The organism is Nesiotobacter zosterae (assembly GCF_033843645.1).
Classification (GTDB): domain Bacteria; phylum Pseudomonadota; class Alphaproteobacteria; order Rhizobiales; family Stappiaceae; genus Pseudovibrio; species Pseudovibrio zosterae.
In genome coordinates this window covers 74,286-93,739 of sequence record NZ_JAWXVZ010000002.1, presented here as the reverse complement: position 1 = coordinate 93,739, position 19,454 = coordinate 74,286, and the positions used below count along the sequence as shown (strand labels likewise).

At 54.6% G+C, this 19,454-nt stretch carries 22 protein-coding genes; all 22 read right to left on the bottom strand.

The genetic code is table 11. The features are described 5' to 3' along the window. Nucleotides 1-105: 105 nt before the first annotated feature. Complete coding sequence (locus Q3Y58_RS03340; protein WP_319621023.1) at nucleotides 106-342, bottom strand: hypothetical protein; 237 nt, start codon at nucleotides 340-342, stop codon at nucleotides 106-108. Continuing rightward, entirely contained in the window at nucleotides 335-1,144 is an 810-nt protein-coding gene (locus Q3Y58_RS03335) for a glycoside hydrolase family 108 protein (RefSeq protein WP_319621021.1), read from the bottom strand. The genes Q3Y58_RS03340 and Q3Y58_RS03335 overlap by 8 nt, the downstream gene beginning before the upstream one ends. 10 nt (nucleotides 1,145-1,154) lie before the next feature. Continuing rightward, entirely contained in the window at nucleotides 1,155-3,176 is a 2,022-nt protein-coding gene (locus tag Q3Y58_RS03330) for a peptidase G2 autoproteolytic cleavage domain-containing protein (RefSeq protein WP_319621019.1), read from the bottom strand. 63 nt (nucleotides 3,177-3,239) lie between these two features. Next, nucleotides 3,240-5,399: a phage tail protein gene (locus Q3Y58_RS03325; protein WP_319621018.1), complete on the bottom strand. Its 2,160-nt coding sequence runs from the start codon at nucleotides 5,397-5,399 to the stop codon at nucleotides 3,240-3,242. A gap of 1 nt (nucleotide 5,400) precedes the next feature. Next, nucleotides 5,401-5,796, bottom strand: coding sequence for a DUF6950 family protein (locus Q3Y58_RS19485; RefSeq protein WP_413697778.1), 396 nt, complete (start codon nucleotides 5,794-5,796; stop codon nucleotides 5,401-5,403). Beyond that, a complete protein-coding gene (locus Q3Y58_RS03320) occupies nucleotides 5,793-6,368 on the bottom strand; it encodes a hypothetical protein (protein WP_319621017.1) in 576 nt (191 codons plus the stop codon). Before Q3Y58_RS03320 ends, Q3Y58_RS19485 begins: the two co-directional genes overlap by 4 nt. Beyond that, complete coding sequence (locus tag Q3Y58_RS03315) at nucleotides 6,365-7,066, bottom strand: hypothetical protein (RefSeq protein ID WP_319621015.1); 702 nt, start codon at nucleotides 7,064-7,066, stop codon at nucleotides 6,365-6,367. Before Q3Y58_RS03315 ends, Q3Y58_RS03320 begins: the two co-directional genes overlap by 4 nt. A gap of 4 nt (nucleotides 7,067-7,070) precedes the next feature. Next, a complete protein-coding gene (locus Q3Y58_RS03310; RefSeq protein WP_319621014.1) occupies nucleotides 7,071-9,299 on the bottom strand; it encodes a phage tail length tape measure family protein in 2,229 nt (742 codons plus the stop codon). Nucleotides 9,300-9,309: 10 nt separating this feature from the next. Further along, nucleotides 9,310-9,603, bottom strand: coding sequence for a phage tail assembly chaperone (locus Q3Y58_RS03305; protein WP_319621013.1), 294 nt, complete (start codon nucleotides 9,601-9,603; stop codon nucleotides 9,310-9,312). Between the two features lie 95 nt (nucleotides 9,604-9,698). Beyond that, nucleotides 9,699-10,070: a hypothetical protein gene (locus Q3Y58_RS03300; protein ID WP_319621012.1), complete on the bottom strand. Its 372-nt coding sequence runs from the start codon at nucleotides 10,068-10,070 to the stop codon at nucleotides 9,699-9,701. A gap of 10 nt (nucleotides 10,071-10,080) precedes the next feature. After that, nucleotides 10,081-10,836 (bottom strand): hypothetical protein, encoded by a 756-nt coding sequence (locus tag Q3Y58_RS03295; RefSeq protein ID WP_319621011.1) that lies wholly within the window; start codon nucleotides 10,834-10,836, stop codon nucleotides 10,081-10,083. A gap of 2 nt (nucleotides 10,837-10,838) precedes the next feature. After that, nucleotides 10,839-11,258: a phage tail terminator-like protein gene (locus Q3Y58_RS03290; protein WP_319621010.1), complete on the bottom strand. Its 420-nt coding sequence runs from the start codon at nucleotides 11,256-11,258 to the stop codon at nucleotides 10,839-10,841. 183 nt (nucleotides 11,259-11,441) lie between these two features. Beyond that, nucleotides 11,442-11,855: an HK97 gp10 family phage protein gene (locus Q3Y58_RS03285; protein ID WP_319621009.1), complete on the bottom strand. Its 414-nt coding sequence runs from the start codon at nucleotides 11,853-11,855 to the stop codon at nucleotides 11,442-11,444. Continuing rightward, nucleotides 11,848-12,900, bottom strand: coding sequence for a phage minor head protein (locus tag Q3Y58_RS03280; protein ID WP_319621008.1), 1,053 nt, complete (start codon nucleotides 12,898-12,900; stop codon nucleotides 11,848-11,850). The genes Q3Y58_RS03285 and Q3Y58_RS03280 overlap by 8 nt, the downstream gene beginning before the upstream one ends. 2 nt (nucleotides 12,901-12,902) lie before the next feature. After that, nucleotides 12,903-13,253 carry a hypothetical protein gene (locus Q3Y58_RS03275; protein WP_319621007.1) on the bottom strand — a complete coding sequence of 117 codons (351 nt, stop codon included), beginning with the start codon at nucleotides 13,251-13,253 and terminating at the stop codon, nucleotides 12,903-12,905. Continuing rightward, nucleotides 13,250-13,663, bottom strand: coding sequence for a hypothetical protein (locus Q3Y58_RS03270; RefSeq protein WP_319621006.1), 414 nt, complete (start codon nucleotides 13,661-13,663; stop codon nucleotides 13,250-13,252). Before Q3Y58_RS03270 ends, Q3Y58_RS03275 begins: the two co-directional genes overlap by 4 nt. A gap of 2 nt (nucleotides 13,664-13,665) precedes the next feature. After that, complete coding sequence (locus tag Q3Y58_RS03265; RefSeq protein ID WP_319621005.1) at nucleotides 13,666-13,989, bottom strand: hypothetical protein; 324 nt, start codon at nucleotides 13,987-13,989, stop codon at nucleotides 13,666-13,668. 51 nt (nucleotides 13,990-14,040) lie between these two features. After that, the gene (locus Q3Y58_RS03260) at nucleotides 14,041-15,081 is read right to left on the bottom strand and encodes a major capsid protein (protein WP_319621003.1); all 1,041 of its coding nucleotides are present in this window, start codon (nucleotides 15,079-15,081) and stop codon (nucleotides 14,041-14,043) included. 9 nt (nucleotides 15,082-15,090) lie between these two features. Next, on the bottom strand, nucleotides 15,091-15,537 hold the full coding sequence (locus tag Q3Y58_RS03255; RefSeq protein WP_319621002.1) for a hypothetical protein: 447 nt from the start codon (nucleotides 15,535-15,537) through the stop codon (nucleotides 15,091-15,093). A 2-nt stretch (nucleotides 15,538-15,539) separates the two neighbouring features. Then, on the bottom strand, nucleotides 15,540-16,667 hold the full coding sequence (locus Q3Y58_RS03250) for a hypothetical protein (RefSeq protein WP_319621001.1): 1,128 nt from the start codon (nucleotides 16,665-16,667) through the stop codon (nucleotides 15,540-15,542). A gap of 22 nt (nucleotides 16,668-16,689) precedes the next feature. After that, nucleotides 16,690-18,036: an anti-CBASS protein Acb1 family protein gene (locus Q3Y58_RS03245; protein WP_319620999.1), complete on the bottom strand. Its 1,347-nt coding sequence runs from the start codon at nucleotides 18,034-18,036 to the stop codon at nucleotides 16,690-16,692. Next, a complete protein-coding gene (locus Q3Y58_RS03240; RefSeq protein WP_319620998.1) occupies nucleotides 18,033-19,454 on the bottom strand; it encodes a PBSX family phage terminase large subunit in 1,422 nt (473 codons plus the stop codon). Before Q3Y58_RS03240 ends, Q3Y58_RS03245 begins: the two co-directional genes overlap by 4 nt.

The window sequence follows — 19,454 nt, the reverse complement described above, 5'->3', positions numbered from 1 at the left end:
TTTGCCCCTGTGAGGTTGTGTGCGAGGATGTCCCGTTTTTCTGTTTCTGTTTTGCCGGTCAGGCTGTCTAGGTAAATGGGGCGCGCGATGTCGCAGAATGACGCGCTACCGCTTGCGCACCCAGCTAGAAAGACCATGGTCAACAGCGCTATCGGAATAGCTCGATACTTCATTTTCCGCCTCTCTGGCCTCTTGTGAGGCTTGGAGACGCTCACGCGCCTCCTGCCCCTTCTCCGCCTGTTTCCCGGCGACAAAAGCCCGCCACGCCACCAGACCAACCGACACAAAAAAAGCGCCCGCGAGCGCTGCATACGTCTTCAATTTAGGCCAGAGGCTAAGCATGGGCAGGCTCCGCTTGAGTCTGTCGATAGATGAGATACCCAAGACCCACAAGCGCGATTGCTACCAGACCGTATTGCAGGATCGGCTGACCGGCGAACGCACTGCCAAGCGTGCCCGCTGCGGCTGCAATCTTGCTCATGCCATCTTGCGATAGCCACTGAGCCTTGGCGCTGGCCTTGCCTTCTGCCTTACCCCTAGCTGGCTTTGGATCTGGGATCGGCACTTCCTGACGGTGCCCGTAATGCCGGTTGTAAAGCATGATAGAGCGGTCAATAACGCCGATATCGTCACGCTGAGAACCCATTACATCGCCCATGACGCGCCGCGTCCAGCCGTTCTTAAATCGCGGCCAATGACGCAGCGAGCGCATGAAAGCAAGCCGCTTCTCATTGATCGAGACAATAAGAGCAGGCATGTTTCCCATTGCCAAACAATGCTCGACCGCAGTCATAGTGACCGGCCCGAAAACACCGTCTTCCTTGACCTTCAGAGCCCGCTGCAAGAACCGGATAGCCCGGCCCGGCCCGCTGTTAATCGCAAAGTCAACGAGGGTATAATCAAGCCCCGCAGGTAGCTCATCAAAGCGCACAAGATCAAAGTAGCGCGCTTTGTAAATCTGCTCGGCTTCGTCCTTTGTCAGCAGCCGCACAGCGTCCTTAGTCACCGCGTGCCCGCGCCACTCCGAAAGCGTCTGCCGTGTGATGCCGTGGTTTGTCGCCCCGCCGGGGTCCGCCGGATCGTCGACATAGCCGCCCTCTGACAGGCTTACCCAGCCCATCACTAATTGAAAGTTTGTTTTCATGATGCCTCAGCTATTTGTAAAGGCAGTGAGCTATGGCGAACTCACCGTCGAATGGCTTTTTGATCGACATGCACTTGACGCTTGTTTTCGTGTCAGATTTAGTGCCAACCCCCGGAATATCAGACGGCTGGACCCAATCACCTACATCAACGGCGCCATCAACTCTTGTGTGGATCTGGCCAAGCAATCCGACACATGTCCATTCATCTGGCCGCTTTGATCGCGGTATATTCTCATATGATGGGTCGTACTCAGGATTCTCTCTTGGCACACTGATCATAGGTGCTGGATTAGGATTTTGGACCATTCTCGCAGGGTCGGGGTTCAGTATCCATTCTTGAGATACAGTTACCGACTGATAGTCTACGATAGATCCGTCATCGTCATAGACAGGGATGCTCTCTATCTGAGGGTGGTTTGGGTTCTTGATCCTCTTTGGGTGATCTGGATCTGGAATAAGTTCCGGATGATCTGGATCCGGTATATCGTCATAAATTACCTCACCAAATTCTCCAGTCACATAGCGTCCCTGCCATGTAAATGGCGTGTCACCTGTGGCAACGATAGCAGTAGCAGATACACAGCCTAACACATCATCCCCAGATACAGCGGGCCTGACCTTGCTACCCTCAAGGGCAACCAGCGTCCCAAGAGGAATTGTTCCAAGAATATTATTTTCAAAATATTCAGCATAGTCAGTAAAGCTATGAGATCCTTGAAACGTACCAGCCGCCAGAACGTCACCATTTGCTAGGATCTGAAACTTCCTATTTGCTGTTGAAGTTGCACCAGCGGCAGCGTCTCCGAATGCAAATGACCTATTGTCGTTGTTGATCGTACGTCTGCCCATCACAACGCTTTGCGACCCATTGGCTTCACACAGGTTTGCAGCAAAAACGGATGACAATGTGCCTGAAGCAATTGATCCAGAAGATCCAAATACAGAAGAGTAATCACCTGAAGCTTCGCACGACAATGAAGCGAACACAGATGCCTTTTGGCCTGAGGCCACTGAGTCCTGATCTGCGAATACGCAGCTGTTATCTCCGGCTGCTGTAGATCCGCTTGACGCAATAGTCGCAGACCCCAAGCCGTAAGCTCTTGGGTAATTGACCCCGGCGATGTTGGCGCTGAAATCTCCAGTACCGTTATCAACGCCTACGTCAACCATTTCAGAGTATGAAGATCCGGGTGCTGTTACTGTCACAGTAACAATCTCACCAGAAGCACCTACACTTGCTACTTCAGCTGTGGCTCCTGCTCCCGCCCCTGCACGGTCATAGAAGGCAATACTATCTCCCACTTCATAATCTTCGCCGCCAGCATCAATGGTGAGATCAGTTATTTCTCCTCCAGTGATAGTAGGGGTAAACATAGCGCCAAACCCACGGCCAGCCCTGCCGCCGGAAGTAGCGATATTAACACTTGAGCGTCCTGTTGCCATGCTGGATCTAGCAGCAAGGTTTACATCTGTCTCGTTTTCTGCACCAGAGAAAATTGAAGAGACGTTTGCCCCACGGAAGCCGTTACGAACATAGCACTCTTCAGATGCCAAATTTACTGACTGTGGCGACCACGCATTGGACTGGCGAGACGAATAGTTTCCGCTCACATTCCCTTTCGCCCATGAGTAGATTGACCCGATGTTTACCGCGCGGACAAACTCGGAGAAGCTATTCTGAGAAGCGAAAATAGCATTAACATCTAGAGTAGTGTCACCAGATGTAGTCGGGGTGTTGTTGACTCCGCCGCTATATGCGGGCTCAGTGGCTGGCGTCGATGCAAGCTGCTGCGCACTCTTGACGACTCTCTCAATACGTGCAGAAACACCTATAACATTCGCTACTTTTGAAGGGACGCTGCCATCAATGTGGTCTGCCTCTGTGCCGATATCAGATTGAGCGGTGTATGGTACAGTGCCGTCTGGATTGATTTTCGATAGCTTTGTATCCTTTTCGTCAGCCCATTCTACAATGTCGCTCTTGAAGGTGAGCGCGCTCCCTGACCATATATCACTTGGTGCTTTAGCCATTGCTTGCCCCATAAAAAAGGCCCGCCGAGGTGGCAGGCCGTAGAATTCAGTTGTGTGAGTGATTTAGTCTGTGATAGTGACCGGCGAGCCTGTTATCGCCGTTGGCGGTGTGCTCTCTGTACCGGTCAGGTCAATCATCACAGCCCAATAGTAGTAGACGCCTGCGGCAGGAACCGTGTCCGTGGTGCTAATCACCTGATTGCGGCTTGCTGGGTCGGTCACAACGAGGTTTGCAGACGCAAAGTCATCTGACGTATTCCGATACACACGATAGCCACGTACTGCCCCGTCATCTGGTGCCGTGAAGTCGATACCAGCAACGAGTCCGGTTTGGTCAGTCACAGAAGCAGAAACCGGAGCATCGGGGACGGTTGGGCTCAATACAACCGTGAACTGCCCCAGCTCTTGCCAGTCCCAACTGTTAGCGGGCGTCTTGTTGCGCGCCCTGACTAAGTAACCGCGGCTTCCATCTGCCCCCGTGAAGCTGCTGTAGGCTCTCACCTCAGCGGTTGCAGTGTTGGTGTCCTGATCGTATTCTACTGGGTAGAATGTAGCGCGCTGCTCTCCTTCATCGTCGGTGTATTCAGTGTAAACTTGAACCTCTTGGGAATAGTACTCTGGAACATCAACGCCGCTATTGCCGACGATGAATATCTTTGCGGTGGCGGAATATATCTTTGAACCCAAAAAGCCGGTTCCGATTTGCTCACCTATAGTGTAAGACGCCGTGAAGTCTAGAGGAATATCCTCCAACTCTTGGCTCAAGTCAGGCACTTGAAGCTCTTGCGACTGCTCATCCACTTCAGGGTCCCAATCTTCTGCCGAAGGATCGATCGACACATACTTTACCGTGCATTGCATAGATGACGGGTTAAGCTGAACACCGTCGAAACGGGCGAGAAATGTCGTTTCATCCTCTGGCGTCAGGTCTACTAGTGTCGTATTTCGACCAAAAAGCCGCAGGCCTGTCGGACCAAGTGTAAGATTGCCAGCAAAACGTGGGTTTTCTTCGTGCCACTTGAGCTTAAGAAGGCGCTGAGCCTGCGTTACAGACTGCACCATCATTAGCTTTAGCTCGTTTCGTGCAATCGTCTGCCCGTCTGAGGCAAGGGAATTAGGTTCGGTCCAGATCACGTTTTCAGACTGGAAACTGTCGGGCCGGACATAGGACGCCGTTCCCATGTTCCATTCGACCTCACGCGTCCGCCCGCCCTCGATGTCAATCGCCTCGATGTCGCCCCTGTCATGGCGCATTTCAGCCTCTTGGGAAGCTGTTACGCGCTTCTTAACCGCGATCCTCATCTCAGAGTCAAGATACGGGTACCCGTTGCAGGCCTTGGCCAACTCATTCATGCGAGACGCCGGTTCTTGGTCCCGCTCAATGATCCCGTCAGCCCGGTAGCGTGGCTCTGTCGTGCCGTTTTTAAGCGGCACTTCTTCAGCGCAATGATTAGCAAATACAGCCCATGACGTTAGGTCAAAGTCTGTGTTACTCGTGGGATCTAGCTGATAGATGTCTGCAGCTTCATCTAGAAAACATAAAGCCGCGTTGTTTGTCGGGCCATAGGTGTCCGTGCGCGGGTCGTAAACATCCAGCCGACGCACAACCACTTTTAGCTTCGGCAGGTTGTTGGGGTAAACGTCTGCCATGTCCTCCCTGGCAACCTGCTTACACATCTGCAAGACCATCGCACATCCCATGTGACGAAATGGCTTGGCCGGGTCGTTAAGCTCTGGAAAGGCGTTGAAAAAGTCTGCGTCTGTCTCGTCCGTGGCTCCCGGAACGCCCGGAAAGGCGACAAGGCGAACGCGGTTTTTCTTGGGTCCAGATGAGACATAACCGTTTGACTTCAAAGTTACTTCTTCGTCGTCAAGTTCGAACTTTATGAAGTCAACAGGCCCTTCGCAGATATAGTGCCAGACATAGGTAATCCCTGCCCGCTTCTCAGCAAACACCAAAACAGACCCTGTTTTTGTCGTGCCATGGAGACGCCTTTGGCTTTTAACCCGCTGCCGGATATTCTGCTGAATATCTGAGGGGTCTGGCGCTGCTGGCTTGCTTGGCTGCATGACAGCGCTAAGCAGATACGAAAGGCCGATAGAGATTGCCGTGGTAATCGCGTAGGTGACGAACGACGCAAAGAATGAGCTTGCGGCAATGGTCGCCGCTGCGCCCGCCACAAATGAAGCGATAGCGCCAATGGCCGCGCCGATAAATGGCATTTTATCGCCTCCAAATGTGTGTTGGTTTACCGTGTCTCAGGGGGATAAAACCGACGCCTGTTCTGTTGCATCGGAACCAAAACGCGCCGCCGGAACAGATCGCCCCAAGAAGGCCCTGAGGCGTGTCTAAGAGCGCGATATCGCCGCGTCTCGGATCGTCGTTTACAGGTGAGCCGTAGTGGCTCTTGAGGATGGCAGGAAGCCCGCCTAAGGTCTTCACATACGCGATGACCTGATCCTCAGTGCTGTACTTGCCCCAATGCGCAGGGCGCGGGTCAATGCCCCATGCCTCAGCGGTCCAGCCAAAGGCAAATAGGCAACAATCCCCGTTGCGCTGCCCCCATTCGAAGGGTCGCAGTCGCTCTTGGGCCAAGTAGGCCGAAAGTTGATCTGTCATGCTTGGTAGAAGTTGAACACTTTGTCTTCGAGCGTCATCACGTAGTCAAATCCGCTCGTGTCAGGATCACGTTGTTGCATGCTCTCTCGCGTCACTCGGTTAAGCGAAGGTTGGCGCTGTCGTGAAAACCTATCTTCAAGGTGTAAGGTGATCTCGCGACGATTAGGGCCGAGCATTCTCTTGGTTAGCTTGTCACCAATACCGGTATAGATCCCATAGCGAGGACCTAAGGGCTTGGCATAGTCTTCGCCCTCTCCAAAAAACTGGATGAAGAACTTGAAGAGTTGGCCTTTAACCTCGTCCTGCTGTTCCTCGAATAGAAATTGAATGTCCGTGTTACTCAGATCCAGTGTAACAGTGTTTTTGCGCGACTTGCCGAGTGTCGAGGCCTGAAGGTTGCCGATAGAGGCCCTGCCGCCTAGCCCGGTATACTTTCGGCCCTCAATATCTTGAACAAACCCGACGCCATTGTGATAGTAGTGCGTCACGCTCTTGTAGTGCGCCTCGATCAGGATAAGGACAGGTGTGGAGCTTCCCTTAAGGGCTTCTTCAATGACGGGCTCGAAATTCATTCTCTGAGCCTCCGCAAGTCTTCCTGAAACTCAAGCGTTACCCTACCGTTACCAGCCGAATTAAGAGAATAGGCGCCCGGGTTTGACGTGATGCAGTAGCCTATGAAAACAGGCTCGGATTCAATCGCCGTTCCCGCCGTCGCGGCTTTACGCAGTGGCGGGCGAATGTCGATCTGCCCCGGTGTGCTGGTGTCTACGACCGTGTACATGAAATCGTCAATCGACACGTAGACGCCCTCAGGAAGGGTCAGGCCGGACACATAGAGACGCTGGTCATTTAGCCCTGAGTCCTGTTCCAGAAACTGGGTGTAGTCGCTCTCAATCGCGAAGCCGTACCCGTCATCGAAAAACGTGCCATCGCTAAAAGGCTCGCCTTTCGGGTATTGCTTGCGTCTTTGGTCAATGTCGTATTTCTCTTGCGTGAGGCGTCCGCCTGCGCCGTAGAGGTCTGGGAGGCGTATGCGCACTAGCTGCGTATCGCCCCCCATGTATCCCACGATTTTACGAAGCTTGCGAACCTGATCACTGGTATACTGCGGGATATTCTCAAGCTTTAGACGCCAAGATGCCGCAACATAACCAAGCGAGCGTGAGAAACCGTTCGTCGCCTCTGCCCGGTCTGTCGTTTGAAAAACCGGGTAGAATTGATAAGACCCCGGAAGTAAATCCTCAGGCCAATCGTAAATTGTCGTTGCCATTTGATTACCCCAAAGGCGCTTCTCTGCTGCCGATTTCTTGAATTCTATCGCTTAGCTTAGAGTCATAACTTTCAACCATGCGAGTAGAGACTTCTGTAGAGACAGACACAGCCTTATCTTCCGCCGTTTTATTAACATACGCCTGTAGGCTTCCATCATCCGCAACGCTAACGGAGACATGAACCTCAGCCCTGCCTGACTGTTGCCCGCCGCCGCCTGTCATCTCTACGCCTAGACGCCCGTCAGGGCCCCGCTTAAGGGGCATGATAGCCTCTGGACCAGCCTCACCCATCAGGCCCATATTGCCGCCAGCCATCGGGAAGTTGGTCGGGCCGGAAACAACGCCGCCGGATGCAAATGCAATCTCACGCCCGCCAGAGAAAGCACCGCCATTGGCATATGGCATAGCCAAGCCGAACGATGAGAATGTGCCGCCGCCAAACAGACCGCCCAATATGGACCCAAGCCAGCCGCCGCCACCGCCGCCCATGTTCTGAGCGTTGAAAAGCGCGTCGATTAGCTGGTCCTCAATCTTGTTTATGATCTTGTCGAGCACAGATAGAGCGACATTGCCTAGCTCCTGCCAGCTTAATTCACCGTCTTTCAACGCGTTCCTAAGGCCGCTTAGAGCCGTTTTTGCAAGGTCTTGAGACTGATTAACCGCATCCTGTTGCTGCTTCAGCATAGCCGCCTGATTTGCAGCATCGCTATATGCATCAGCAAGACCGCGAATAGCTTCTGTCTCTGCGGCTGTAACGGCCCCATCGGCGCTTGCAGCCTTTAACAACTCTTTCTCGAAGCGGTAAGCCTGAGCCGCCTGCTCCGCCATGCCGTAGGTTTCAGCTTCAAGCTTCAACGCATCTATCTGGCGCTGTGCGGCTTCTACGGCGCTTTGGAATTCGCTAACGCCACCACCGCCGCCACTTGATCGACGCGGGGCTCTGCTTTTGTTGCCTAGCTGGCTCTTGGCGTCTTGTTCTTCAAAGACCCCAAAAGCTCCACCAATGCGGCTATTTGCCATTGCATCGGCAACCTTTGCCCCTGCCTCCTGCGCTGTGTTTCCTAGGGCTTCTAGCGCGCCTTGAAGCTGCTGAGAGTAAAGGTCAAGGTCCTGAGCGCCCTCTGATGCATTGTAAAGCTCCAGAGCCAGATCCTTGATCGCTTTATGAGGGGCGTCATTTGCCATCTCAAGGAAGCGATTGCGAAGCTCAGCAACGGACATTTCACCCATCGCCGTGGCTTCAATCATCCGGTGAATGTCAGGGATGATCTGGCCTGCGAATATCTCGCGTGTATTTGTCAACGCGCCCGGCTTGAAGTCGGCAAGCTGCTCCAATTCAGCAAGAGCGTTACCGATAGCAACTTCAGTGTCATTAAGGGCGTTTTTTACCGCGTAAATGTCCTGCGGAAGCAACGCAAGGTTGGTCTGCTCGCCGAGCATCTGAACCGCATTCGCAACGCGCTCATACCTGTCTGCCAGTTCATCAATAAGCTGCTTTTGACGCTCCAGCGCCGACGCAGCGTCTGTGTCATTAGATAGCGCTTCATAAAGCTTCATGGCAGCAGTGGCCGCAACACCCATGCCGATGACTGCGAGGTTCATCGGAGTCAGGAGCGCCTTAAATCCCTCTGCCAGCGCACCGACAGCGCCTCGTAGTCCGATGCCCTTTGCACCGAACATGTAGCTAACTTGGGAGCCCTGCTGGATAAACGCAGTCATCGGAGCGGCGCCGCCCTGAAGCTGCACAAACAAGTCTGAGAACTGCGCCCCGAGCATGTTTGTTTCGTATGTCGTCAGCTTGGCTTGCTGCTGGAAACGCGCCATTTCTTCGGTCATGGGGCCGAACTGCTCCCCATAATCGACATATCGCGGGGGCTGTATTGCCTTGCCCGTCTCCCGAGCCGCTTGCTTTGCCGCGTCTGCTAGCTCTTGAAACTCACCTATCAGGCCGCTCGCCGCCAATTCCGTCTTACGGGCATTGGAGACAAAGCGCCCCGTCGCCTCTCGGAGACGACCTTGCGCGTCAACATAGACTCCCGTCGCCTTCGCTGCGGCAGATAGAGGTTTTGAAAGTCTGGTGGCGGTTGCAGACATGCCCGCTAGACTCTTTTCGGCCTGCTCCGCCGCTTTTTCTGTTCTGTCGGCTGATTTCTCAAGCTTGTTGAGGTCTGATACGGCCTTCGCTACGCCCTTGCTATCAACCTCAATGCCAAGTTTAGCAATGTCTGTCATTTATGCCCACCTATCGGCCACGCGCCCGCCGCTCCGCTTCTTTTTGCGCTTCTTCACGCCTTCGCTGCTCTGCTTTTTGCTCTGCGATTGCGCCCCGATAGGCCCTATCCATAGCGCTGAGGATAGAAACCCGTTTCGGAGGTATGCGAATGCCCACGGCCTGCGAATACGCCGTGATCTCAGAGTAGCTGATTGGGTGAAGGCCCTCTTGGCCAAAGCTGCGTGCGGCGTTTAGTTCCCAGAACTGGTGCAGTATCCCGCGACCATCCCCGACATACGGCTTTGACGGGATTTGATCTTCCATCTGCCGAATTGTGAAGTGGTCGCGGTCTGAATACCCATCACCGTCTTTCAGATCCCACTTGCCGATATGAGCGACGTACTCACAGAGACGACGCTCTAGGCGGGATAAAAATTTGACTGGTCAAGGTACTCCTGAATGACCTGCGACCTGACTATTGGCGAGGCGGCAACAGTGCGCTTGTTTTCAGCGCTGCACTTAGGAGCCTTGTTTCCGTTTAGGTGCGCTTGCTCGCCATCGTCACCAGCTTCAAAGCGCCAGTCGGAGACTGCGTGCACTATGAACTCCTTCGCCGCGTGCGTGCGCTCTGCTGAGGATGTGCCATAGCTCTGTTGATACTGGAATAGAGCATCTTGCATGACTTCATCCTCTGGCGACCGGAGGGTAAGCGTCAGACCGACATAAGCGCCGGTTTTTGGATGCTTGATCTTTTTGTCAATGGCACGAGGGATGAGAGAGAGAATATCCATGAGCCATCCCTTAGCTTACGGCTGGTGTTGCTGCGGTGACTTCGGTCAGATCGCCAAAGGCGTTCGTCGCGGTTACCTCGCATGTGATCACTGCGCCGGTGTCTGCTGCGTCAATCGTGTAGGTCTCGCTTGTAGCGTCCGCGATATCCGCCCCGTCCGCCTGCCACTGATACGAGTAGGTGACTGCTGGTGTCACGCTGGACCACTTGCCGAGATTGATACTCAATTCAGAACCGACATTTGCAGCGCCGATGATAGTCGGAGCCTCGGAATTAGTCGGTGCGATGCCATCGACTGGCGTCACTTCGATCTGCTCTTGATCGGTGAACTCCATGTTGTAAATGTCATTCACGAAGGCAGACCGCTCACCGCCCGGCGTGGTAGGTCCGCCAATCATGCCGGTGTTATAGCGAACGGTGCCCGTGGTGGTCGCTGATCGCTTGTTGTTGAACTCGATAGCGACGCCGTACATCAAGCCAGACTTGGCATGACTGCGCAGCATGATCTGTCCCGGATCAGACTCGTAGTGAGCGACTGTGAGTGTGCCGCTGCCAGCATCCGCCTCGCCTTCGTACTTGGACGAAACTTTGCGGTTGATGATCGGCTGATTTTCGTAAGACAAGGAAGTGCCATGATCAGGAACGGACACCATGCCGTCCACTTCTTGCCACTCCATGGATTCGAAGTCTGCTTGGGTGTATCCTTTTGTGCGTGGCAGGTTCTTCTTAGTGACGAATAGCCGTGCATTTGCATACGTAAAAGACATGCTTAAGCCTCGTAGTGCGGTGATTGATATTCGATTGTCACGGGGACGGTGATGTAAGCGCCCTCGATCAATGGAGGCGCTATTGTGGGAATGCTTGGAATGATGATCTGCCGACCGTCGCGGTATAGCTTCTGCCCCGCGTAGTGTTGCCTGATTGCCTCAGCGACTTCGCGGGCCTCGTAGGGGCCTTTGTCCGGCGCCCGGAGCAAGACAACATCGACCTGCCATAGCCCTCTTAGCTGCCCGCCTGTGCCGCCTACGCTCTGCGTGACGGGTGCATTCGGAAGCAACTGCGCGTAAAGGTAATTGTCAGGCTGCGGATCGACGGGGTAGCCAGCCCACAAAATGCCCTCTATAATTGGAGGCAGTGTGAGCGTTTGCAGGTGCTCACCCAAAGCCATGTAAATGCTGTTTTCTGACATTGGAGACCGCCGTTGAAAGCACGCAAAAAAGCCCCGCTGACTGACAGCGAGGTGCACGACCGGCTGGTTGCAGCCGCCCGGTTATTCGAGAATGTTTCAGGTGAAACAAAAGCTGGTGACACGACTATCAAGACCGCGAAACGGTCTATGTCGCTGCTTCAGCTTGCGCTTGTGTCGTGTGAGCTAGATGCCGAACCTTGACTTTGCGTTTTTCGCCTCAGCCGCCACGATCTGGGGCCAGTCTTGGACTGACATTCGCACCATGCCGACGCCTTGCCGGCCGCGTGAGCCGTATTCGAGATAGGGCGCATATCTTGCCGTGTACGCAAAGTAGAACGGCTCACCGAACGTTGCCGCTGCGATTGTGCCGCCGTTGTCAGATGGAACGCCGCCGCCGATCTCTTTGTCCCGCGTAAGCGCTGGCATAGACGTTGTTGACGCCATCCAGCTGTTGCGAAGGAAACCTGTATCAATCGGGGTGCGCTTCTTTACGCGCTCGTCTAGCTCTTGCAAAGAGTTCTTAAACGTCGCCTCGATAGCTTCAGGAGCCTTCTGCGCGAAATCCCTCACAACCGATGCAAATGGAGATTTAGCCACGGCCTTCCCTTTCTGCCCGGCGTCTTAGACTTGCCGCGATGTAGTCAACCTTGATCCGCGTCCGGCAGCGGCACATCACGTCATGATCATGGGGCGCGTTCAGGCTTGGTCCGGTAGGCGTCTTGAATGGCTCATTCCAGCCAACGCCGCCCTTGTTCATCTTTGGAATAGCGCGGTGTGATCCGCGTACCCGCTCATCGCCCGCCGTTACCCAGTAGCGCTTGATGTCTTGTTCCGCTGCATGGCCCTTGTCGATCGACTGTTGCCACGCTTCCCGCTGCGATGCCCCGAGCGCCCGTAGTGTCTCTGTGCGAGCGATGACCTCGCCGCGATACTTGATGTAGCGCCCTTGATAAAGCTCAACGATCCGCTGCACTTTGTCCGCCGGGACTGGAACGCCGTCCCTGATTGCCTTTTGAATTGTCTTCAGATAGCGCTTGTCTAGCAGCCCCCTATCGAGGGCTTGCCGCATTTTCGCCGGGTCGCCGCTGGTAAGCTGTGCCCGAAGGTTAGCGACATGTTGCGCCTGTGTGGAGGTCAGGCCGATTGAGCCGCCTTCCCTTTTCCCCTTTGCACGGTCCACCCTGCCGACCAATTCCAGCGCCGTGGAGCGCGGGTTGTTGCCTTGCGCTAGTCCAGCCTGCAATTCCTGACGGGCCGTTTCCCGTACGCTCTCTGTGACTTCACGAACAAGTTTAGACGACTGTTCTAGTAGCCACCTTTCAGCTCGCGGGTTGCGAGCCGTAAAGGAGAACTGGATCACGGCGCCGGTCAGAGGGTCGCGGATAGGTGGCACATCCTCGCCGAAGGCCTCGCCAGCCTTGCGATAGAGTTCCTCTAGCGTGATGTCTAGCTGCTGGAAATCATCTTCAGTGATGTCTAAAACCCGCAGAGCCGCTTCTACGTCACCGGCCCGCAGAGCCCTCACCAATGCCTTCAGAGTCACGCGGTCTTTGATGTTCTGCACCGCGTCTCCGAACACCTTTTCAAGACGCCGGATGTATTCCTCTTCATACCGGCTAAAAGGGTCCTGATTGCGTGCCATGATTACCGCCTCGCTTGCACCTCGTAGATGATCGGCGTGCCATCCGGTGCTACTGGCATTGTGTTGATTACCTGGACCGTTCGCCCGGCATAAGTCACCGTGTCGCCTGCTGTCGGCTGTAACGTCAGGCTGTGGGCGGGGATAATCAGCTTCAGGTCATCCCTCAGGACGCTTGTTCCGTCCACCTCTTGAGATTCAAATGAGGTCTCAACGAGGTGCGTATCCGCCTGAATCGTAGACGTGCCGCCCCCAAGAGGACCGCCGCCGCCCGTCACGCGGGTAATCGTGCAGGACGTTCCAGCTTCTTCTATGCCATCATAGGCGTCTTTGGCCTCTTGGCTGTACTTGCTCATCCGATAGCCTTCATCATGAAATATGGTGCGCTGTTGTCGCTTGTGATCGGGTCGAAAATAGCCTCGATCAGAGAAGACACAGGCGCGTAGGAGCGGACAGATTTGGTATTCCCGATGACGGTCCACTTGAGGCCTTTAACCTCTGTGAGCACCTTCTTATCGGCCTCTGTGTATGTTTTTGAGAAGAAGCCCGGTGTTGCCAGCTCATAGCCCGCCGCGATGTATGTCGCCTCTTGGACTTGCTCGCTAGTCCCGTCATATCCGGGGAGCAAGTAAGCGACGTATTGGTACCTGATGTAGTCGGACGCCCTCACGAGTGCCGCCGTAGCGTCTGCGTCCGTCGCATCTGTTGGCGCACTGTCACCACGCGCCAAGGCGTATGCTCGCCAGTCTGAGAGCGTCCCGTACATGGTCAGTCCTTCTTGTTCAGATCAACAAAGGCTTCTTTGTCTTCGTCGGTAAGCTCGTCAAAGCCTTCCACATCATCATCACGCATCGACTTTGTGACTTCCTCACCGTCTTTGGTGATGACGAACCAACCGCGCCCCTTGTCCTTGACCTGATATCCCGTTGGCGTCTGGCCGGTGGCAAAGGTCTTTTCTTCAGCCTCGCCACCATCCAGCACAATGACCTTTCCGGCCCACCCCTTGGGAATGCTCTGCACATCGAGCACGGCGCCAATGGCGACCCGTCCATTATGATCGTAAATTCCGTTTGCGATGACTTTCACGCGCATGTTTTACCTCCATAAAAAGAGGAAGCCCCGACAAATGCCGGGGCCTCTGTGTTAGGTGTTGACCGAGTAGAAGACGCCAGTGCGCCCGTTGTAGTCTGCTCGCACCTCGATACCCACCGCGCCCATGATCAAGAACTGATAATTGTCGGTCGGGTTCATGCGGGTTTTGGCTGTGGTGTTCACGGCCATGCCAACCAGCGGACGGATGTACTCGCCGGACGGAACGAACCCAAAGAATTCGTTTCCTTTCAGCTCGTATGTGACCTTGATATCGTTAATCCGGCGGTTGGTCTTCAGGTACTGCATGAGAGTGCCGCCCTTGAAGCCAGCAGAGCCTGAATAGGAGCGATCCCAATTGCGACCGATCTCTGGCGAGATGTAGAGATTCACAGCGCCCGTAATGAAGTTATCATCGAGCATGGCGCCGAGCGTCTGCGTGACGAATGCGTCAATGTCATCAGACGTTGTTGCAGGATCGGCCAAGTCAATGTTTGCGCCAGCAGCGCCAATGTTGATTGACTTGGACAGAGGGTGCGTACGCAGGCCGTGCGCGGCGTAACCTTGGAACTTAATGTCGGGATCACCATCCAGTGCATAGAGCGCCATATCGCGGCGGATCTTGGCAGTGTGCGATTCCTGATCGTCTGACAGTGCGTCGAAGTTCTCGGACTGGAGCGTGTTCCATTCGCGCCACTCGCGGCCATATGAGGTCGCAAAGATAGGCACGGGCGTACCGCGATAGTCGTAATCAACCTTATCCATGGTGGACGGCACTTGGCCGGACATGGATCGGGTGACAGAGCCAGCATCGCCCGAGACGCGGGTCATGTGCACCAGCTTGCCGATGTTAACCGGCTTAGCCAGTGCCATGAGGTCAGCCATGTACACTTGACCTTCATCACTGCGCATTACGCGGCGTGTGATGCCATCCATCTCAAGCCATGCATCGCGCGGCAGGACAGCTGCGGCATTGGTCACCGCAGCCATATCTTCCTCGGACTTGTGGAACCACGCGCGGTTCATGCATACCTCATCCCACCACTTCTTATGCGGCTTGGAGTTGGCAATAAGTTTCTCGTCAAAATAGCGCATAAATACCCCTTACGCCTTGTAGCCCTTGGCAGGGCGCGCGTTGATCAGCTCAGCAGAGCCGCTTGTGTTGTTGAAAGACTCGTCAGCAAAGAACACGACCATATCCCCGGCTGTCGCTACAGCGACTTCGCCGTTTGCGGCAGTGGTCAGGGCCGTTCCTACGGCGACGTTTTCACCATCCGCCAAGCGCACGCGGTAGATAAAGCTATCCTGCGCCTCCATGCCGATAACAACGTCACCGGCTGGGTAAGCGTCGTCTGCGCCCTTCATGGCAAGGTAGTTGTCCTGTGCAACGTAAACCTTGCCCTCAGTCGCGGCCCCAGCGTTGGTGAATTCGCCTGCGGATTCCACGATGACGTTGCCCGGCGTGATGTTACCGTCAGCAGCGGGAAGCTCGCGTACCTGCGGCAGAGCCATCGTGTACGGACCTGCAAAAATCTTGTTGTATCGTGCCATGATTAGTCACCCTTCGGAGCTTTGAAGCCGTCCAGCGGATCATTTGAGCCGCCATCGAATGCCGCGTTCAGAGAAGCCGCCTTGCCCGGTTCTGCCTTCGGTGCCAGCTTACGCAGCACTGACAGCGGGGTCTCCTTGGCGGTTTCTTCGTCGAGCATGTTTGCCTTGACGACCTTCTCCACCAGACCGGCCTTTTCCGCTTCTTCCTTGGCCTTTTCGTTGGCCTGAATAGCCGCCTGAGCGTCTACAATCGGCTTGACTGCGTTCGTCACGGCCTCACCTACAGACTTGCTCACGCCCTCGGAAATGGACTCGGCCAGCTTGTCGAACTTTGCAGAAAGCTCGTTCAGTTGATCTTCAACTTTCATGTTCTCAGCATCCTCATTCGTTGCTGCTTGCGGTTCATCGCCCGTCGCCGTGAATGCTTCACGCAGGGCAGTTTTAAGGCGCTCTAGCATGGGCTTACGTCCCTGCCGTTCCAGCGCACGCGCTGCGATGTCAGCAGCCATTTCAAGATCACCCTCAACGTCATCCAGACTTGAGTTGATGACCTCGATTTCCGTTGTTGTTCCGTTGGAGTTGACCAGCATTCCGACGCCCTGTTCAGGTGTCGCCGCGCCGCTCTCATCGAGTAGAATGGCGTCGTGATCAAACTCGATGTTCCGAGCGATCTGCTTGTAATCAACGTCGCCGTTGGCTTCTTCCATCATCGCCAAAAGGCCCGTTGAAGTGTGGACCGGCCCGCCCTTGTCGATAGCATCAAGCACACGCTTGCCGCCCTCGCACTGGCTTGCCCGCTCAACGTCAATCACCTTGTCAAGATAAACGCGCCCGTTCTCACGCCGGACGTTCTCGTTCCAAGCGCCAATCCAGCCGATATTTATGCCCTCTGGATCTCGGGCAGATACAAACATGCCGTTTATGCTTGGATGACCAAGAGGTGCCGGGGTTCGCTCAAGCGTCTTGTAGCTCTTTTCGATCTCATCAGCCGGGTACATGATTTCATTCATCACCACGTCATCCGGCAGCGTCGCAGACGGGACGATAACCACGTCTCGCCCGTTGCGCTTTTCACGCCGGACGGCTTGCATATTCGCAAGCGCCCGCACGTTCACGCGAACTTGTTTCATGTGATACGTTCCTGTTTTGTCCTTAGAGCGCGGCGAATTCTTCGTCGTCTGGCGGCTCTTCGCGATACCGATCAGCGTCGGCAAGCGGCTCATAGCCAATCGCTTCCCGGATTTCGTCTGGAGTGAACACCCACTCGCCGGAGTCGCTGTGCTTCTGATTGACGTCTGCCATTTTACCGGCCCGGTCGATCTTCTCCGACATACTGGCTTCCGTGAGGTCCGTCCACGACAGGTACCAGTCTCGCTCTGGTAGGACGCCGAACCGCACGAACCGTTCTACAAGCCCGCTCATGATGCATGGCTTAACCGTGCCCGTGCGCCGGGACATGCAGTGCTGCGCCCATGCCTGTGCGTCCTCAGTAGATGCCCGCTCGCCGGTTTGATTGCCGATCAGGATCTTGACCGGCATACTTGAGCAAGCCGTGACTTCATTGATTGCAGACCAGTAGAAATGCTCAGGACTTGGCAGGTCGGATTGAATGCTATTGGCCTCCATACCCTGAAGCATCAGAAGCTTATCAAAGCCACTAGCCCAGTCTTGTACCTGCTTGCTCATCTTCTCCTGCACGTCTTCAATCTCAACGCCCATCGATTGAGCAATTGATTGAGCGTCAATGTCAGGAGACGTTTGCAGCGCCACAGAGCCACGACTATTGCGCCAGAAGCCTTCACCACCGGCGCCGCGTATCTTCTCGATGTCAATCAACGCGTTGTAGCAAGACTCTAGTAGAGGTCGCCCGTGTACAGTCCCGTCACGCGACCAGATGATGACCCGGTCTGGGTGCACCATGAAGTTGCGCGGCTGTTCTCGCTGATCGGGAACGGCGGACTCGTTAAATTGGAACATCAGCGGCTGGCCGTATGTCTCAGATGCCGTGTCTGTGTCCCATTGACTGACTGTGATCTGCTTTTCCCACGCCGGGATAATCTCAACCACCGCATCCAGCCCCGCTACACGGTCAACAGGCTGATTGAATGCCTTGTTGTCAGCATATCGGATGATCACAGCGGCATAACGACCCACAAGGGACCGCCTATCGGCTTCTTGTAGCTGTTGCCATAGCCGCAGCCGGTCGAAAGCCTCGCGCACGTCACGCTCTGTCTTTGTCTCGTCGTGCTGCTCGTCAGACTCAAGCAGATACGGGTATTCTTCCCACGTCTTAGACGCCGTGCCGTTGATCACACCCGACGCCAGACCGTTACGGCTGTACATCGTGTACATGTGCTCAAACGTCAGACGTTCAGGGTAGCCAAAATCTTTGTTGTGGTCGTGTTTAGTGCCTACGTATCCCGAGCCAAAGAAGCCGGGGAACACGCTGCCAAGGTTCCTCGTGACAGCATTGGCAAGTAGCCTAGATTTTATGTTCATTGGTTTCTCTTGCTCAAGAACATCATTGCACCGGAAACGGTCTTTGCGTTGTCAGCCGCTATCAATGCGTCTGCCCGGTTATGCGATTTGACACCCATGTCTTTTTTCAGAGTCTTCTTTGGCACGACGCGCTTTTTGCCTTCCGTCTCGACCCACCACGGCACACATAGCTCTGTGAAGAGTTCTTCAAGGTGCTTCTCTGGAATGTCGCTACTGAAACTCAGCACGTCCTCAGGCCTGATAGACCCGCCTTCTTGCACGGCGGTGTACGTCATCATTGCCTTGCGGGCGGTGTTAGCCCACGCCTGAGATTTGCGGTTCAGATATTCTTCTTTGTTCTTCGGTGAGCGCGGGTTGAATGGGTCGCTTGGCCGATCTGGATAAGAAACAGGGCCACCGGCATGGAATGCATAGTGAGCGACTTTAGCGTTGTTGTCGCGATTGAGATCATTAACGTGACCACCGATGAAAGCGCCGACGCCAATCGTATCGTATGAAATGGTCGCATTTTTATCCCTTGCTCTCCGCCAAACTCTGCGACTCGACTTGGTAAGCTCATCTTTGCTCGCCTGCCATTCATCCAGCGCTGTAACAAGGCACCCCTCCATATCAGCCGTGGCGCAAGCGTCCTCTCCATCATCAGCAGGGTCAAACCCGATCACCCGTCTTCCTGTTGCGGGAACATTCAACACCTTGTGAGCGTCAACACATGCATCAAGCCAGCGCCGCTTGAAGATTGACAGCTCACTGTCGCCTAACGGCTGGCCTAGATAGATGTGGTTGAATAGCTCAGGGTCGCGCTTCTCCATGGCTGCAATGTCGCGTAGAGCCTTGTCAGAGAGAAACGGGTTTTCGTTGTAGTTGATGTGCCGCTTGATCCAGTGATCAGGCGTGTTGATTACATAGTTTTTCCAAATGTAATCCGTGACGTATTTCGGGTTGAACAGAAGAAGGATTAGGGCGTCTTCCTTTCTGATCGTCGGGAAGATGACACTAGCCTGCTCTTCTGTGAGCTTCTCAGCCTCTTCCACCCACAAGATATCAATTTCAGACGTGCCTTTGATTTCTTCAAGATTGCGCTCGATGCCGTAGAAGATAAACTCAGAGCCCGTCACACGATGAATGATAGTGGTCTTCTGTATCTCGAATTGACCAGTAAGCCCGAGGTGCTCAATCGCTATCTTAAGCTCTGTGTAGACGCTCTCTTGAATCTTGTTCTGAAACCGGCGAATGCAGAGTATGCGCATCTTTACCGGGACATCATCAACCAGCTTAATCAGGCGGTTTGCAGTGTCTCGCGTCTTCGAACTGGAACGCCCGCCATACAGAACAGCGCCATCAACTCCAGGTGCTAGAACCTGCTCCCAAAATTCCACTAGGTTGGGGTTGACTAGCGCCGCTGTCGCATCAATCCCCAT

Coding starts and splice junctions, on each gene's coding strand:
- Q3Y58_RS03240 (WP_319620998.1), bottom strand. CDS start 19,454: ATGGGGATTGATGCGACAGCGGCGCTAGTCAACCCCAACCTAGTGGAA.
- Q3Y58_RS03265 (WP_319621005.1), bottom strand. CDS start 13,989: ATGCGCGTGAAAGTCATCGCAAACGGAATTTACGATCATAATGGACGG.
- Q3Y58_RS03340 (WP_319621023.1), bottom strand. CDS start 342: ATGCTTAGCCTCTGGCCTAAATTGAAGACGTATGCAGCGCTCGCGGGC.
- Q3Y58_RS03290 (WP_319621010.1), bottom strand. CDS start 11,258: ATGTCAGAAAACAGCATTTACATGGCTTTGGGTGAGCACCTGCAAACG.
- Q3Y58_RS03310 (WP_319621014.1), bottom strand. CDS start 9,299: ATGACAGACATTGCTAAACTTGGCATTGAGGTTGATAGCAAGGGCGTA.
- Q3Y58_RS03325 (WP_319621018.1), bottom strand. CDS start 5,399: ATGCCATTTATCGGCGCGGCCATTGGCGCTATCGCTTCATTTGTGGCG.
- Q3Y58_RS03260 (WP_319621003.1), bottom strand. CDS start 15,081: ATGCGCTATTTTGACGAGAAACTTATTGCCAACTCCAAGCCGCATAAG.
- Q3Y58_RS03250 (WP_319621001.1), bottom strand. CDS start 16,667: ATGAAACAAGTTCGCGTGAACGTGCGGGCGCTTGCGAATATGCAAGCC.
- Q3Y58_RS03295 (WP_319621011.1), bottom strand. CDS start 10,836: ATGTCTTTTACGTATGCAAATGCACGGCTATTCGTCACTAAGAAGAAC.
- Q3Y58_RS03335 (WP_319621021.1), bottom strand. CDS start 1,144: ATGAAAACAAACTTTCAATTAGTGATGGGCTGGGTAAGCCTGTCAGAG.
- Q3Y58_RS19485 (WP_413697778.1), bottom strand. CDS start 5,796: ATGACAGATCAACTTTCGGCCTACTTGGCCCAAGAGCGACTGCGACCC.
- Q3Y58_RS03245 (WP_319620999.1), bottom strand. CDS start 18,036: ATGAACATAAAATCTAGGCTACTTGCCAATGCTGTCACGAGGAACCTT.
- Q3Y58_RS03270 (WP_319621006.1), bottom strand. CDS start 13,663: ATGTACGGGACGCTCTCAGACTGGCGAGCATACGCCTTGGCGCGTGGT.
- Q3Y58_RS03280 (WP_319621008.1), bottom strand. CDS start 12,900: ATGGCACGCAATCAGGACCCTTTTAGCCGGTATGAAGAGGAATACATC.
- Q3Y58_RS03255 (WP_319621002.1), bottom strand. CDS start 15,537: ATGGCACGATACAACAAGATTTTTGCAGGTCCGTACACGATGGCTCTG.
- Q3Y58_RS03300 (WP_319621012.1), bottom strand. CDS start 10,070: ATGGATATTCTCTCTCTCATCCCTCGTGCCATTGACAAAAAGATCAAG.
- Q3Y58_RS03330 (WP_319621019.1), bottom strand. CDS start 3,176: ATGGCTAAAGCACCAAGTGATATATGGTCAGGGAGCGCGCTCACCTTC.
- Q3Y58_RS03305 (WP_319621013.1), bottom strand. CDS start 9,603: ATGGAAGATCAAATCCCGTCAAAGCCGTATGTCGGGGATGGTCGCGGG.
- Q3Y58_RS03275 (WP_319621007.1), bottom strand. CDS start 13,253: ATGAGCAAGTACAGCCAAGAGGCCAAAGACGCCTATGATGGCATAGAA.
- Q3Y58_RS03315 (WP_319621015.1), bottom strand. CDS start 7,066: ATGGCAACGACAATTTACGATTGGCCTGAGGATTTACTTCCGGGGTCT.
- Q3Y58_RS03320 (WP_319621017.1), bottom strand. CDS start 6,368: ATGAATTTCGAGCCCGTCATTGAAGAAGCCCTTAAGGGAAGCTCCACA.